The organism is Halobacillus sp. AWM4_238 (assembly GCF_056158265.1).
Window position 1 is genome coordinate 457469 of sequence record NZ_JBSWSY010000002.1, and the last position, 15888, is coordinate 473356.

General features: G+C 42.2%; 16 protein-coding genes. 13 read left to right on the forward strand and 3 right to left on the reverse strand.

Annotated elements, in window-relative coordinates; genetic code table 11:
- The first annotated feature begins 16 nt into the window (after positions 1–16).
- The 5 genes from ACXACN_RS02395 (at position 17) to ACXACN_RS02415 (ending at position 4398) form a co-directional block, all read left to right on the forward strand.
- On the forward strand, positions 17–1558 hold the full coding sequence (locus tag ACXACN_RS02395) for a tripartite tricarboxylate transporter permease (RefSeq protein ID WP_474962022.1): 1542 nt from the start codon (positions 17–19) through the stop codon (positions 1556–1558).
- On the forward strand, positions 1545–2009 hold the full coding sequence (locus tag ACXACN_RS02400) for a tripartite tricarboxylate transporter TctB family protein (RefSeq protein ID WP_474962023.1): 465 nt from the start codon (positions 1545–1547) through the stop codon (positions 2007–2009). Before ACXACN_RS02395 ends, ACXACN_RS02400 begins: the two co-directional genes overlap by 14 nt.
- Positions 2010–2345: 336 nt before the next feature.
- Positions 2346–3431, forward strand: a complete 1086-nt coding sequence (locus ACXACN_RS02405; RefSeq protein WP_474962024.1) for a hypothetical protein — start codon at positions 2346–2348, stop codon at positions 3429–3431.
- Between the two features lie 45 nt (positions 3432–3476).
- On the forward strand, positions 3477–3935 hold the full coding sequence (locus tag ACXACN_RS02410) for a GNAT family N-acetyltransferase (RefSeq protein WP_474962026.1): 459 nt from the start codon (positions 3477–3479) through the stop codon (positions 3933–3935).
- An 88-nt stretch (positions 3936–4023) separates the two neighbouring features.
- Entirely contained in the window at positions 4024–4398 is a 375-nt protein-coding gene (locus ACXACN_RS02415) for an FAS1-like dehydratase domain-containing protein (RefSeq protein WP_474962027.1), read from the forward strand.
- 131 nt (positions 4399–4529) lie between these two features.
- Here ACXACN_RS02415 and ACXACN_RS02420 read toward each other — a convergent pair whose 3' ends face one another.
- Positions 4530–5279: a DeoR/GlpR family DNA-binding transcription regulator gene (locus tag ACXACN_RS02420; protein WP_474962028.1), complete on the reverse strand. Its 750-nt coding sequence runs from the start codon at positions 5277–5279 to the stop codon at positions 4530–4532.
- 180 nt (positions 5280–5459) lie between these two features.
- Between ACXACN_RS02420 and ACXACN_RS02425 the strand changes: the two genes are divergently transcribed.
- The 6 genes from ACXACN_RS02425 (at position 5460) to ACXACN_RS02450 (ending at position 12105) form a co-directional block, all read left to right on the forward strand.
- Positions 5460–6170: a ribulose-phosphate 3-epimerase gene (locus ACXACN_RS02425; protein ID WP_474962030.1), complete on the forward strand. Its 711-nt coding sequence runs from the start codon at positions 5460–5462 to the stop codon at positions 6168–6170.
- Positions 6163–6723 carry a 6-phospho-3-hexuloisomerase gene (gene hxlB / locus ACXACN_RS02430; protein ID WP_474962031.1) on the forward strand — a complete coding sequence of 187 codons (561 nt, stop codon included), beginning with the start codon at positions 6163–6165 and terminating at the stop codon, positions 6721–6723. Before ACXACN_RS02425 ends, hxlB begins: the two co-directional genes overlap by 8 nt.
- A gap of 232 nt (positions 6724–6955) precedes the next feature.
- Positions 6956–8122 carry a mannitol-1-phosphate 5-dehydrogenase gene (locus ACXACN_RS02435; protein ID WP_474962033.1) on the forward strand — a complete coding sequence of 389 codons (1167 nt, stop codon included), beginning with the start codon at positions 6956–6958 and terminating at the stop codon, positions 8120–8122.
- Between the two features lie 15 nt (positions 8123–8137).
- Complete coding sequence (locus ACXACN_RS02440) at positions 8138–8575, forward strand: PTS sugar transporter subunit IIA (RefSeq protein WP_474962034.1); 438 nt, start codon at positions 8138–8140, stop codon at positions 8573–8575.
- 75 nt (positions 8576–8650) lie between these two features.
- Complete coding sequence (locus tag ACXACN_RS02445) at positions 8651–10099, forward strand: PTS mannitol transporter subunit IIBC (protein WP_474962035.1); 1449 nt, start codon at positions 8651–8653, stop codon at positions 10097–10099.
- 485 nt (positions 10100–10584) lie between these two features.
- Positions 10585–12105 (forward strand): AbgT family transporter, encoded by a 1521-nt coding sequence (locus tag ACXACN_RS02450; RefSeq protein WP_474962037.1) that lies wholly within the window; start codon positions 10585–10587, stop codon positions 12103–12105.
- A 390-nt stretch (positions 12106–12495) separates the two neighbouring features.
- Here ACXACN_RS02450 and ACXACN_RS02455 read toward each other — a convergent pair whose 3' ends face one another.
- Together ACXACN_RS02455 and ACXACN_RS02460 are read right to left on the reverse strand one after the other, a co-directional pair.
- Positions 12496–13047: an NAD(P)H-dependent oxidoreductase gene (locus ACXACN_RS02455; protein WP_474962038.1), complete on the reverse strand. Its 552-nt coding sequence runs from the start codon at positions 13045–13047 to the stop codon at positions 12496–12498.
- 162 nt (positions 13048–13209) lie between these two features.
- Positions 13210–13563, reverse strand: a complete 354-nt coding sequence (locus ACXACN_RS02460) for an ArsR/SmtB family transcription factor (RefSeq protein WP_474962039.1) — start codon at positions 13561–13563, stop codon at positions 13210–13212.
- A 223-nt stretch (positions 13564–13786) separates the two neighbouring features.
- Between ACXACN_RS02460 and ACXACN_RS02465 the strand changes: the two genes are divergently transcribed.
- Both ACXACN_RS02465 and ACXACN_RS02470 read left to right on the forward strand, forming a co-directional pair.
- Entirely contained in the window at positions 13787–14464 is a 678-nt protein-coding gene (locus ACXACN_RS02465) for a response regulator transcription factor (protein WP_474962041.1), read from the forward strand.
- Complete coding sequence (locus ACXACN_RS02470) at positions 14461–15825, forward strand: sensor histidine kinase (protein ID WP_474962042.1); 1365 nt, start codon at positions 14461–14463, stop codon at positions 15823–15825. Before ACXACN_RS02465 ends, ACXACN_RS02470 begins: the two co-directional genes overlap by 4 nt.
- Positions 15826–15888: the final 63 nt, after the last annotated feature.

A 15888-nucleotide genomic window follows, 5' to 3' on the forward strand; every position in this document is an offset into this window, starting at 1 on the left:
GGAGGTGGGACTGTCCATGTTTGAATTCCTTCCAGATATAATGAATGCACTGCTTAATCCAATGAATATCCTGTTTATGGTCGCAGGAGTCGTAGGGGGCATCATCATAGGTGCCCTTCCTGGTTTAACTACGACCATGGCTTTAGCGTTACTTCTCCCATTTACCTTCACCATGTCAGCCGAAACGGCTTTGATAACATTGGGAGGTTTGTATATTGGTGGAATCTATGGTGGTTGTATATCAGCTATATTAATTAATACACCGGGAACTCCCTCTGCAATCGCTACCACTTTTGACGGATATCCGCTAACGAAAAAAGGAATGGCTGAAAAAGCTTTAAAGACTGCAGCGATTAGTTCGGGAATTGGAGGTGTCCTTGGAGGGTTAGCCCTATTATTCCTAACAGGTCCATTGGCCAGCTTGGCCTTACGGTTTGGTCCACCTGAATATTTTTGGATCGCTATCCTAGGATTGACCATGATTGCTACTTTATCCAGTGGATCCTTACTGAAGGGATTGATAGGGGGCGGAATAGGTCTGATGCTTAGTACAGTGGGGCTAGCACCAGTCGGAGGGGAATCACGATACACATTTGGATTTGCCCCCCTGCAAGCAGGTTTAGAATTGATCGTTATCCTCATTGCTTTTTTCTGTTTGCCTGAAGTGATAGGAATGATTGAGAAGAAAATGCAGAAGAAAAAACACAGTCCTAGTAATAAGAAAGATTCAAGTGTAGGGTCAATCTTCGGCTACATACTTAAGCGCCCGATTCTTTTGTTGAGGTCTTCCATCATCGGATTTTTTACCGGAATCATTCCAGGAGCTGGAGGGAATGTAGCGGCGCTTTTATCCTATGACTCTGCTGTCAGATTTTCCAACAATAAAAAGGAGTTCGGAAAAGGTAATGTTGACGGTGTTGTAGCTTCAGAGTCTTCCAATAATTCAGAGGTCGGTGGATCTCTAGTACCGTTACTAGCACTAGGGATACCTGGAGCTCCTCCAGCGGCGATCATGCTCGGTGCGTTAATGATTCAGGGGATACGTCCAGGACCCAACCTTTTCTTGGAGCACGGTGCACTAATCTATACGTTCTTGATTGCCTTTATTGTCGCCAATGTCGTCATGTTGTTCTCTGGCATTTTTGGTGCAAAGTATATAGGAAAGGTATTGAATTTACCTAACTTCTATTTAGCGCCGAGCATATTGTTTTTAACGATTATAGGGGCATATGCCATTCGTAACAATCTTATGGACGTGTTTTTCATGCTGGGATTCGGGATTTTGGCTTACTTTTTGAAGAAGTTCGGATTTAATCCAGCTCCAATCGTTCTTGGATTGATCCTAGGTCCAATTGCTGAAGAGGGATTGGCACAATCAATCACAATAGGTAGTGCCGAGGGTAATGTTTGGGGGATGTTCTTTAGTCGGCCGATATCAGCAGTCTTAATTGTAATGTGCGTGCTATCTTTATTATCCCCACTATACACTTATTTGCGTAAAGGAAAAGACATCGAAAATCCTACAGAGACGAAGGAGAGAAAAAATGAAGCGATTTAATAGGGAAACCATCATATCGTTTATTCTCATCTTTGTTTTTGGGTACGCTTACTATGAAGCGAATCAATTAGGGGAAATGAGCGGAGTTTTTCCGAAAACCATCAGTTTTATCACTTTGATTCTTTGCGTCGGGTATTTTATAAAAAGTTTTTGGACAGACGTTAAAGACCGACCTTTTGAAAACATCGATCGAAAAAAAGTGGCTACGATGATTGCTGGGATGGTGATGTATGCTGTCGGACTTTGGCTTGTTGGCTTTTTATTCACAAGTCTACTCATAGTAACCTTATTGGTTTTTGTACTCCAAGAAAAAGGAACAAGAAGAACTAAATGGATGAAGGCAAGCACTAGTTCAATTCTTATCTGTGGAGGGTTTTATTGTCTTTTTCGTTTCGTCTTTCTCGTACCATTGCCGAATGGTGAAGTATTATATTATTTATTCGGTATATAAAGGGCTCGGGCTATCTCTGTATTTGAGATAGCCTTTTTTTATCCTATTAAATGTGAAATTAAGATGGGTTAGAGTATACATGTCTAAGAATAGAGTACTTCATCCTTTTATTCAGACAGTTCTGAAATATATGTTAAACTATGGAAGGTAGCTATCCTCTTCTGAATCTATTTGCATAAAGAAGAGTGCTAGAAAGAAAAGGATTCGGGGAGAGTGTGTTTGTTGAATGGACAGCACAGCAATTCTTAAGGTGGATTTCCTCGTTGAACAAAATGAAACTCAGGTGAACTTCTCTAAGGAAATCTAAAAGTTAGTCATGAATGAGGAGATGGAGACGTGGAATTTTTGACGAAACAATCGGTCACAGAACTTGAACAAATCAATCGTGCCCTGAAAAACGAAGGGATGAGACCATTGTCAGGAGACGAGCAGATCCACCGATTAGGTGAAGGCTCCTGGCACTTTGCTTATTTGATTGAGGATGAGCAGCTTGTTCTGCGCATACCGAAAAAAGTGGCTTATGATGAAGAAGTCCCTTTCAACGATCAACAGTTGTTGGCTGAATACGGCTCGACCCAAGCGTTTTACGAGACGGCAAATACTGCACAAAAAGGGATGTGCCCTGCACATTTCCGCTATGTTGTAGATGAAAGTCTTACCTATACGATGGAGTCTTATATGGGAAGAACGCGAGGGCTTGCAGGACAGACGGTGGATCAATCGAAGCAATACGGAAGGGCATTGGGGGGATTCTTTCTAGCTCTTGAAGAGGTCGAACCGTCCTACGAAGGCATTGGATATTTGGAGGTTGGAGAAGACGGGATATTAAAAGGCGGACTTGATATGGATCTGCATGCGTGTATCCAGGAAGAAAGAGACGAATATGAACAGGAACTTCAGGACCTGCTTTTGAGCGGGCAGGAATTCAACAAAGAAAAGGTTTCTGCCACCGGAAAAGAACTTATTCCTCATCGTTCCGTTGAACGGGAAAAGAGGATCCTTACCAACCAGGATACTTCCCCTGAAAATTTGATTTTCACAAAGGAAGGCGTGAAAATGATCGACCCTGTGCCCCTCCTTTATACAGGAACATCGCTTGCCGCCAATCATGTGTTCAATTATCAGAGCTTTTTCCATACGGTTCACAACACCCGGAGATATGGAAAAGGAAACTATCATCATCATGTACCCCTCTTGAAAGCCCATGCGGCAGGATTTATTGAAGGATACACCCAAGAGTCCAAGCAGAAGGGCATGGATCTACATATTGAAGTGTTCTTAAAACTCATCACCATGGCTCATACGCACTTTGAATTGTTGAAGGAACAAACATTGACGAAGGAACAGATCATCCGATTTGGGACAAAAGACCAAATCGAGAACCGTCTCGCCATCTACTTGAAGGAACTGGAGACGTTTTGAAGGGAAGGTCTGAGGAGAAAATTGAAATAAGATGGGGACGATGGAATGGTAGCTTTGAAGATTTTGCCCTTATCTAAAGGAGTAGAAGAAGAGGCTAGAGAGCTTATACTGTCGGGATTTTTGGAGCGTTTTGGTTTCATCGATCATTCCCTCAATCCCGATCTGAATGACCTGATGGGCACCTATAATAAAAAAGGAAATGTGTTCCTGGTCGCTTTCATTGATGGAGAGCTTGTCGCAACGGGGGCCATCACCAAAGAAGAAGACCATGTGGGTAGAATTGAACGAATGTCCGTGAAAGAGACGTGCAGAAGAAAAGGGATCGGCGGAAAAATGCTGGTGGAACTGGAAGCGTCTGCGCGGAGTCTTGGATATGCAAAACTCGTTCTCGAAACGAATAACGAATGGGAAAGCGCGATCCATCTCTACCTCGCCAACCATTTTCAGTGGCTCTCAGACGATGGCCAAAGGTGTCACTTTGAAAAGTGGCTCTTCTCAAGGTGAAACTTTCCCATCTTGGAGGATGTAGATACCTTCGATCCATCATTCGTTGATTGGCAAGCAGACTAAACTTTTGAAAGGGGTAAGGTTTATGGAAACGGGAGATGTGTTCTCTTGGAAACGAACATTCACTAATGAAGAAGTTTTGGAATTCGGCAGGATCTCAGGGGATCAGGGAAGACATCATGTGGAGCCGGATGAAGATGGGCGCCTGATGGTACAGGGGCTGTTGACGGCGACGATTGGGACGAAGATCGGTGGTGACCTTCATTACATAGCAAGAGACATGGTCAGTGAATTCCTTCGTCCAGTCTTTACGGGAGATACGATTACCTGTGAAGTGGTCCTTCATCATGTAGAACAGGCAGAAGGGTACAAAAAGGTGGAAATGAAGTCGGTGTATCGGAATCAGAAAGGAAAAGAAGTGTTAATTGGATCGAGTCACGGAATCATTCGCGATGTATAGGGAGATTTTTTAAGCTCTATCTTTTTTTCTACTATCTGTGATCATATTATCAAAGATTTGTGATCGAAAAGCCAGCCCAATCAGGCTGGCTTTTTTTTTTGCTTCATTTACATGGAAAAAGGGATCAGACCTTAATCAATAATTGTAATGCCTTGTTTTTCATACAAACGTTTGATATCTGCATGTACATTTTCGGTGATCAGATAGGTTAATTGGTCCGTTGGGCAGACGATATGATTGGAGACCGTATCTAATTTATCGTTGGTCACCATGCTCAACACTTCGGTGGAAATAGAAGCCATTTTCCGTTTGATGAGTGCTTCTGACGAACGGGGGATACTGATGCCGATTTCAGGATCTATGTTGTAAATCCCCATAATATAGAGATCGGCCCGCATCGAATTTAATGCTTCATAGGTGTCGATTCCTAAATTCACCATGGACTGTTTAAATAAGGTTCCGCCGATCATGATGACCTCGATATCCCTATGGTTGGAGAGGGCCATGGCTATTGGCGGGCTGTTGGTGATGACTGTGCCTTTTAAAGATAATGGGAGCTGATGGACCAATTGTAAGTTCGTTGTTCCTCCATCAATCAACAGGACCATGTCATCCTCAATATAAGGGAGAGCTTTGTTAGCCAGATTCGCTTTCGTTTCATTGAATATTTCCTGTCTCGTTGAAAAATCTTGTACGGGCGGTCCCTTTCTTAATGCCCCGCTATGTACCCTTTTGATGACACCTTGACTGTCCAACTCTTTCAAATCTCTTCTGATCGTATCTTCTGACACAGACAGGCGCTTGCTCAAGTCGCTCGCAATGACTTTATGCTCTTCATTAACAATATCGATAATCGTTTGTTGTCGTTCTTGTTTAAGCATACACAAAAGACTCCTTCTAGTATTTCTTCCAGTATATCATGGATTATTTGCCAAACAAATTCCAAACAAGCATTAAGGTGCAAATAAAAGCAAAAACATGCAAGAAAACGCTTTACATTTTCTTGTTTATGCCTTAATATTTTGACAAAGGCGCATAAACACAAATAAGGAGGCACAAACATGCAAAAAGATATTACCATTGCACCGTCCATTATGTGTGCGGATCTCTGCAATCTTGAAAAAAGTGTCAGAGAAATAGAAGAAGCGGGTTTGGACACGTTACACATTGATATTATCGATGGATCATTCAGTCCAAGCATGCCCTTGGGAATCAATACGATTGAACAATTAAGAAAAATCACAGATATGAAATTCGATGTTCATATTATGGCCAATACTAACGAATTTTTTATACAAGAAATGCTGCGAATCGGGGTTGAACAAATCACCTTCCATGTGGAAACCAGCTTGCACATTGACCGTTACATCAACTTAATCAGAAAGCATGACACCAAAGTTGGCATTGCATTGAATCCGGCCACTCCATTATCCGTACTGGATTATGTGTTGCCTCAATGCGATACGGTCCTGCTGATGTTGATCAATCCAGGATTTGCAACAGATAAAGGAGAGCAGCAAGTATCGTATGCAGCGAAAAAAGTAGAAGACTTGGCAAAGCTGATCCGATCCAGAGATTTGGATACGAACATTGAAGTGGACGGCCGCGTGTCTTTAAATACGATACCGATACTCGTCCGAGCGGGTGCGGACATCCTGGTAGCTGGAAGCACGAGCTTGTTTGACAAAGGCAATGATTTGAAAGATAACAAGAAATTGATGGAATCCCTGATTCAAGAAGGATTGCAGGAGGAGGTTGGGATTAATGGTTAACTATAAGGAAGCAGCAGGGCTCATTACAAACGAGATCTCATCGACATTGAACAACGTAGACAGCCAGGAGATTGAACGTTTGATCGAACAAATCAACAAAGCAGAAAAAGTATTCTTCGTCGGTGTAGGGCGTGTACTACTATCCTTAAAATCCATCGCCAAGAGGTTAGCACACCTGGGAGTACAGACGTACGTGGTTGGACAGATCACAGAACCGGCCTTGACGGATAAGGACCTGCTGATCGTTGGTTCAGGAAGCGGTGGAACGGCTTTTCCTCTGATCATTGCAAAAAAAGCGAAAGAACTGAATGCAACGGTCGCCCATATCGGTGCCAATCCAAACAGCCCGATGAGCCAATACGCAGATGTGTTCGTCCGTCTCCCGATCAGCTCCAATCCTGAAACAGCGGAAGAAGTACAATCGGAGCAGCCGATGAAGAGTCTATTTGAACAGAGTCTTCTATTGCTGGGCGATACCATTGCTTTGATGATTGTGAAAAAAGAAAACATCGAACTGCAATCGTTGTGGGAATACCACGCGAACTTAGAATAGTAGATTCCAGAACTTCTCCCTGAAGCCCCTTTGATCGGAAAAGGAATGTCAAAGGGGCTGTGAAGGAATAGTGAGTACCCAATCAAGTTGTGGGGATGGGGGAACATTCTACAAAAGGATACAATTTTCTTATTTTTCTGTAGACGGTTTCTCATCGTACGATTATACTAGTTTTTATGGTTTCGAGTCGCCTAGAGTCAATAAAAGAACTTGATCTAAAGGAGGTTCATCAATGAAAGCGCTGCATTTTGGTGCGGGGAATATCGGTAGAGGTCTCATTGGATATTTACTCAACCAGACAGGATATGAAATCTGCTTTGTGGATGCAGACCCGCAACGGGTTGAAGGCATAAACGAACGAGAGCAGTATGTGTTGGAGCTATTGGATCATGATCATACACAAGAAACCATTTCTCCTGTGAGAGCCTTACACGTAAGCAGGGAGAAAGAAGTCATGGACGAAATCGTTGACGCTGATTTCATTACAACTTCGGTAGGTGTCGGCAATTTATCAAAGATGGCTCCTGTTCTAAAGAAGGGGCTTTTAATGAGAAAAGAGCTTAACAAACCGAGCATCGATGTCATGGCCAATGAAAATGCGATCTATGCTTCTTCCCTATTGGAAGAGGAAGTGAAAAAAGTATCTTCCGCAGAGGAAGTGGAGGAATGGATGTCTTACGTCGGATTTCCGAACTCGGCCATCGATCGTCTTTCTCTTTCCGAATGGAGGAGTGAAGGGGAAGTGGCCATCGTAGAACCCTATTACGAATGGATCATCAACCGCTCTGAGATCGTGAATCGTGATCTACCTCCCATTCAAAACGCCACTTATGTAGAATCTTTAAAACCTCAGATTGAACGAAAGTTGTACATGGTGAATATGGGGCACGCCACCACCGCCTATATGGCTCACTTAAAAGGCTATCCAACCATTCAACGTGCTTTACAGGATGCAAGTCTTGAAGAGTTCTTAAGAGAAACCTTGGAGGAGTCCGCCCGTTATTTCACTCATATTCATCAAATGGACGCCCGAGACATGGATGCGTTTATTGAAAAAACGATCGCTCGTTTTAAAAACCCTCAGATTAAAGATGATATTACACGAGTGGGGAGGTCACCGATCCGTAAGCTTGGACCGGAAGAACGATTAATCAAGCCTGCAAAAGTTCTGTTTGAATTGGACATGCACATCGATAATCTGACGTGTTCAATCGCTGCTGCGCTTTCATTTGACCACTCCGGGGATGAGGAATCCGTAACTCTGCAAAACTATATCAAGGATCAAGGAATCGAAGCGGCCATCACTCATTTTACAGGGCTGAAAGAAACCAAGATCCTATCGAAGATCCTCAAACATTATCATCAATTAAAAAATGAACAAGCGTTAAACGCTGAATAGAAAGGGTGCTGCATGATGCTAAGCGAACAACTGAAAGGAAATATCCACTTCTTAAATTCTGTGAATAATTGGGAGGACGCCATCGAAAAATCTGCCGCTCCTTTACTGGACGATGGATCGATTACTCCTCAATACGTGAACGATATGATTCAAAACGTCCACAAAAATGGACCGTATATCGTCATTGTTCCAGGAATCGCGATGCCTCACGCTAAAAATGAAGGCGGTGTAAATAAAACAGGAATAGCACTTCTGAAATTAGAAGAAGCTGTACCATTTCCAGAAAACAAAAAGGTCAATCTTCTATTCACTCTAGCTGCTGAAGATACGTCTGGTCACTTAGATTTGATCTCTGATTTATCTTCGCTGCTGATTGAAGATGAGGTGAGAGAAAAGCTGGAACAATCAAACAGTGAGCAGGAAATCCTGGACTTATTGAAAACGGTTGAATAAACGTAGTCTTTTAAGGATTACAGGTAACGAAATCTTGCTATTTCTTATGAAAACGATACGAAAGGAATGATCTAAATGGCAAGTCCAGCAAAGGCAACGTCTGAGAACAATGTAGTAGACATGAATCGTCCTTCGACAAGGGCCAGGGTTCAAGCTTTTGGCGGCTTTTTGACGAATATGGTGCTGCCCAATATCGGCGCATTTATCGCCTGGGGTCTGTTGACCGCTTTGTTCATCCCAACAGGATGGATCCCCAATGAGCAGCTAGCGGAAATCGTCGGTCCGGCCATTAAATACTTGCTTCCTTTGCTTCTCGCTGTGACAGGCGGCCGTATGGTCGGTGGTCAACGAGGAGCTGTCATGGGGGCGATCGGGGCGATTGGTTTAATTGTCGGATCCGATATCCCGATGTTTTTAGGTGCGATGGTGATCGGTCCTCTTGGCGGCTTGATCATTAAGAAATTTGACCGGGCGGTTGAAAATAAAATTCCTGCCGGTTTTGAAATGATTGTGAACAACTTCTCCCTTGGTATTTTAGGATTCTTATTAATGATCGTATCTTTCCTCTTTATCGGTCCAGTGATTGAATCGGCGAATAACGGCGTAACCTCTGCCATTGAGGCTTTGGTGGCTACTGGTTTGCTTCCTTTACTTTCACTGATCAATGAACCGGCAAAAGTGTTGTTCTTAAACAACGTCATCGACCAGGGCATTTATTACCCTCTTGGTATGCAGGCGGCTGCTGAAACAGGGAAGTCCATTTACTTTACGGTCGCGTCCAACCCTGGACCAGGCCTTGGATTGCTGCTTGCGTTTACTTTCTTCGGTAAAAAGACAGCTCGAAGAACAGCACCAGGGGCAATCATTATCCATTTCTTCGGTGGTATTCATGAACTGTATTTCCCTTACGTACTAATGAAACCCCTTACAATTATTGGGATGATTGCCGGTGGAATGTCTGGAATTGCTGTGTTCAGTCTATTTGATGCAGGCCTTGTCGCAGGTCCAAGTCCCGGTTCGATCTTCGCTTATCTAGGGCTTACGCCTAAAGGAAGCTTCCTTGGCATTATCGCCGGAGTCTTGGCTGCAGCAGCTGTGACCTTCTTAATCACATCGCTGATCTTAAAAATGGAGAAGAATAACGAGGATGAGGAAGAAGATGAGCTGTCTGATTCCATCGAAAAATCCAAAGCGATGAAACAACAAGGAAAGCAAGTAGGTACCAGCAATAAAAAGGATGAAAAGATCGATAAAGTATCCTTTGCTTGTGATGCAGGTGCAGGAAGTAGTGCTTTAGGTGCCACGACCTTCAGAAAGAAATTACAGAAAAAAGGGATCGAAGGAATTGAAGTGAAACACTACAGAATTGAAGATGCTCCACAAGATTCCAACATCATCGTCGTTCACAAAGATCTCTTTGAACGAGCCAAGCACGCACATCAGGATAAGGAGATTATCACGATTGAAAACTATATCAGCGATCCAAACCTGGAAGAATTGCTGGACAGGTTAGAAACCCGTTAATGGATAGTTAAAGAAATTGCGGAAGGAAGGTTCCCTAGGGAACCTTCTTTTTTTATGAGATAACTGTCCGTTTGAATGAACATGTTCGCTTGCTTGATATTTTTCTGAAACGTAATTCCAACAAAGTTGGGGTTAGCGAAAGGCGTAACAAATGAATTTGAAGAGATCATTAAATCTAAATCAATATCTATTGAAGGTATATAGAAGATTTTAAGGAAGGATGATTGAGGGTTTAGATGGGGCAATAAGTAGAGATTCTAGATCTATTTTGAAAGTAAAACCACGTAAAATCGCTGAGTTTGTTTTCTGATTGCCTATAAATAATTTTAACTATCAGAAAAAAGGGAATTTTCCAGCTTTATGAAAGCGTCTTCATTTCCCGCTGAATAACTTATATACTAAATACGACATGAAGTGTATAAAAACGACAAATTTTATTTTTGATTTGTCGTTTTTCATTTTCAACAAGAGAGGGGAAAGGTATTTTGGAGAAGAAACGAAATGGTTTGCTTCAAAAAGTATTGGATGTCATTGAAACTGTAGGGAATAAACTCCCTCACCCGATTACACTATTTGCACTCTTGGCTTTAATCGTAGTCGTAGTGTCTGCGATTGTTTCGAATTTGGGTTTACGAGTAGAACACCCTGGGAAAGAAGGGGAATTTGTTGAGGTAAACAACCTGCTGAGCGCAGAAGGTATTGAATATATGTTTACTAGTATGACAGATAACTTTATCGGGTTTGCTCCTTTAGGTGTTGTTCTCGTTACAATGATTGGGATTGGTTTAGCGGAGAGAACAGGTCTAATTAGTGCGTGTCTCCGGGGATTTGTTTTATCCGTGCCAAAACAATTAATTACATATGGCCTTGTGTTCGCAGGGGTAATGTCAAGCGTTGCTTCTGATGCTGGGTATGTAGTACTCCCTCCATTAGGTGCTGTCATTTTTGCAGCTCTCGGGCGTCACCCATTGGCTGGACTTGCTGCCGCTTTTGCCGGAGTATCTGCTGGTTTCAGTGCTAACTTGTTTTTGTCAGCGACAGATCCTTTATTAGGAGAGTTGACGATTGATGCTGCAGCTATTATTGATTCTTCTTATGCAGAGGGTATGAATATAGCCATGAACTATTACTTTATCATTGTGTCTGTTTTTCTACTTACATTTGTTGGTGGGTTCGTTACAGAGAAAATTGTTGAACCCCGTTTAGGAGAATACAAAGGACGATTCCGTGAAGAATTAACTGGGCTTTCGGCTATAGAAAAGAAAGGTTTGAAATGGGCGGGAGTGTCTGTCCTAATCGCGTCCGTCCTTACTGCGCTCTTGATTCTTCCAGCTGGATCTCCTTTGAGAGGGGAGGATGGAGGAATTATACAATCTCCATTCATGAGTTCTCTTGTTCCGATTATTACGATTCTTTTCTTTATCCCAGGATTGTTTTATGGGATAGCTACAAAAGAAATCAAAAATGATAAGGATGTGGCTAATCAACTTTCTGATACGATGGCATCCATGGGAATGTTCATTGTACTTGCGTTTACTGCTGGTCAATTTGTCTCTTATTTTTCAGAAACAAACATGGGACTTGTCATCGGCGTATATGGAGCAGAACTACTGGAGTCGGCCAATTTATCAGGGATCCCATTAATATTAGGTTTTATATTGGTTGCTGCTACGATTAACCTGTTTATCGGCAGTGCCTCAGCGAAATGGGCAATGATGGCTCCTGTATTCGTTCCCATTATGATGCAGCTGGGCTATTCGCCTGAATTAACACAGATGGCTTATCGTGTGGCGGATTCCACAACGAATATTATTACACCGCTGATGACTTACTTTGCAATTATTATCGCATTTGCTCAAAAATATGATAATAAAATGGGGATTGGAACGTTAATTTCTGTCATGTTCCCGTACAGTATCTTTTTCCTTATCTCGTGGACCATTATGTTAATTGTTTGGATGATGACCGGTATTGATTTGGGACCAGGTTCACCCATTCATTATTGATAAATCTAGAGAAATATTACTTAAATTAAGATCCAAAGCTGGAAGGATTGCTGGACAGGTTGGAAAATCGGTAAAGGAAATCGATTTTGTTAAGAAGGTTCATTTATATGGACCTTCTTTTTTCTTTCCAAGGAGAGACCTTTCTTTCTTGTTAGCCTTGAGTTACACAGTCAAAGGAAGAACTTGCACCTTTAACCATAATAAAGACCAGAAAAAAGGAAACCATAATCCCTTTTTTCTGGCCTTTATTTTTTATTATGAGCATGTAGCGCGCATAGTTCGTTTAATTGACCGACGAAGAAGCAGCATGTTCTGAAGCATGAGCTAATTCTTTAGCTAATCCTTTAGCCCTGCTATGCCTTCGTCTTAAATGGATCCTTGCCTATCGAATTAAACGTCAAATACTTCTTTCAAATGTGCTCGTAGTTCGGTTAGATATTTATCAATGTCAGGGTTTTTCATTACATCATGAGCTCCGAAACTCTTCAGTGGCTCAAGTCCAACGTACTTGTTCATGTTGTGTAAGTGATCCAGCGCCTGTTCAAGATCCTGACCTTTAAAGAATTTTTCCTTGTCATTAAACGCGTACTCTGGAGCATTCCATGTTGTGGAGAACATATACTTTCTTCCACCCATCATGCCGTTGTGCCCATATTCAGCATCTCCTCCGAAGAACAAGCCTGGTTCATACACAGCATCGATATAAGATTTGAATGCACCCGGCAAGCTGAACCAATTCATCGGTGTTTGGAAAATGATGGTATCTGCCCACGTGAATTTCTCTTGTTCTTCTTTAACGTCGTATCCATCCTGGACTACGGTAGTTTTGATATTGTAGGACCCTTCCAATTGACTGATGATTTCATCGAAAAGCGTCTTGTTCAGTCTCCCTGGTGCAAATGACCAATATTCATGTCCATTAATGACTAATATATTTTTCATGTTTGTTCCTCCTAAATAGTTATATATTTCGAAAACCATCGAACTGTTGAAAATAATAGCATCGATTGTTTTGTTATGCAACCCTCACATTCTTTTTTTGCTCAGCGTGCAATTCATAGGACTTTAAGCAAAAAAAAAGAGCCGCATAGGGCTCGATCATCATTAAATATCTTCTTCTTTAATTTGCGTAACCGTTTGTAGTAAGCCTGGAAACTTCTTGTCCATTTCTTCTCTTCTGAGAGAGTAGATGTGCTCCTTTCCTTCTATTCTAGCCTGTATGAGTCCGGCTTCCCGAAGCACTTTAATATGATGGGATACGGTAGATTTTGGCAATTTTAACTGAAGAGAATAGGTGGTGCAATTATTTTCAGAACTTTCGTCTAAACAACGGATGATTTTCACTCGGTTCGGTTCACTTAGTGCATGAAGCACTTTTGTGAATAAAACACTTTCGATTGGTGGTTGGTAAGGTATTTTCATAGTAGCAATTTTAATATGATTTTTTGATAAAATCAAATGGGTGGCCTGTTTATCGATCCTTATCGGTTCTAAAAAATCTGTGCGAAGGAAGACAGGCTATGTCCTTTACCGGGGTGGTGATCGTCCAACTGTGAGTTATGATTGGAGCGGGCGAGGGAAGATTCATCTCCCTTTTAAAGGAAGAGACGATCATAAAGATATTCATCTTGTCATGTAAAAACGGATTGTTGCACACACTTATGAATAAAGGGGGAGCCATATGGTTCGTATATTGATAGCGGATGATGATCCGAATATTTTACGACTCGTTACGTTGTACATAAAAAATGAGGGGTATGAGGTGCTTCAAGCATCAGACGGGGAGAAAGCCATTGAAATCCTTGAGCAGGAACACGCAGACTTAGCCATCATCGACATTATGATGCCTAACATAGATGGTTATGAATTATGCCGGGAAATTAGGAGGTATCATGAAATTCCCGTCCTTATGCTGACGGCGAAAGGAGAAACACAGGATAAACTAAAAGGATTTGAATTAGGGATCGACGATTATGTAGTGAAACCGTTCGAACCTATGGAATTGATGATGAGAGTGAAAGCACTGCTGCGTCGCTACAAGGTTCAGCATGCAAACGAAGTAACGATCGGGAATGTCACCCTCTTCTCTCTTCATAAAAAAGCTCAAGTCAATGGAGAGCAAATGAATCTGGCATTAAAGGAATTTGATCTGCTATTTACGTTTGCCAGTTATCCTGAGCAGATTTTCACACGAATCCAATTGATCGAGAAAATTTGGGGGATGGACTATGAAGGCGATGACCGTACCGTTGACGTCCATGTCAAAAGAGTGCGTGAAAAATTAAAAAGGGCAGGCGCAACCGTTGGGATCAAGACCATCCGGGGACTTGGCTACCGCCTTGAGGCTGATCAGTCATGAAAAGTTTATATGTGCAGATTGTGGTTACTTTTCTCGGGGCCATTCTCATCAGTCTGATTATTTCCTTCTTAATCTCAGGGAGAATTTATGAATACCAGGTGTCGGAGCGGTTACAGGATCGGATGGAAAGAGTCGGGGATGATTTTATCCGGCTTTATACCGACAATCCTGATATGGAGATCGACACCTTTTTGGACGCCATGTCATCGTTCAGTTTTGATGTTCTTCTTTATCGTGAGACGGATGATGCTTTAATCTATGGGAACAAACAGACAAACTGGAATCTATCACAAGAAAATATCAATAAAGTATTAAGTGGTGGCGTGTATAAGTACCAGAGCATTCCGGTGAGAAGCGTTGTCGGTCTGCCTTTTGAGATGCAGGGAAGTTCCTATGCCCTATTTATTCGTCCTGATTTTACGTTCTTCTTTAGTGACTTTCGAAAAGTGATGCTCATTTTGTTTTCTACGATCTTAGTGCTGGGGAGCATTATTTTTATCATTACGACCAGGTGGACAATCCGGCCTATTAAGAAACTCACTCACTCAACAAAAGAAGTTGCCAAAGGCAATTTCAATTTTATGATTGATACGAAGAGAAATGATGAATTGGGGGACTTAACGAAGAGTTTTAACCATATGGTTCATGGCCTTTACGAATTGGATCACATGAGGCGGCAATTTGTTTCCGATGTATCCCATGAAATCCAGTCTCCTTTGACTTCTATACAAGGATTTGCCAGGGCCTTGAAGGATGACGTCATTCAAGATGAACAGGAAAGAAAAGAATACTTGGCTATCATCGAGCATGAAAGTAAACGGCTCTCTTCCTTAAGTCAAAATTTATTAAAGCTTGCCACATTGGATACAGACCACCCACCATTTTCTCCGGAGGCATATGCATTAGACGAACAGCTGAGGCGAGTGGTTACTTCATTGGAGCCCCAGTGGACGGCGAAGGAACAGGACGTCAATCTTGAAACAGAACCCCTGACTTTCAGAGGGGACCAGGACCAACTGGAACAAGTTTGGATTAATATCTTAACCAATGCTATTCGCTACACTCCCCCCAAAGGGCAGATAGATGTCTCAACCCAATCCTTAGACGAAAAAATCGTCGTATCGATAAGAGATCGTGGGGTTGGGATATCCGAAGAAGAACAATTGCGTGTATTTGAACGCTTTTACAAAGTGGATCAATCAAGGTCCAGGAACCAAGGGGGGAATGGACTCGGGTTATCGATTGCGCAGCAGATTGTGCTCCTGCACCAGGGGTGGATAACCATTGAAAGTGAACACGGTAAAGGAGCCACGTTCCATGTTCATCTTCCAAGGGTCACGCATAAGACGGGAAAAGAGTGAGTAGCGTGTCCTCCATCTTTTTTTCAGTTTAGGAGACTCCTTTTGAGAAATAGGAACACTCTT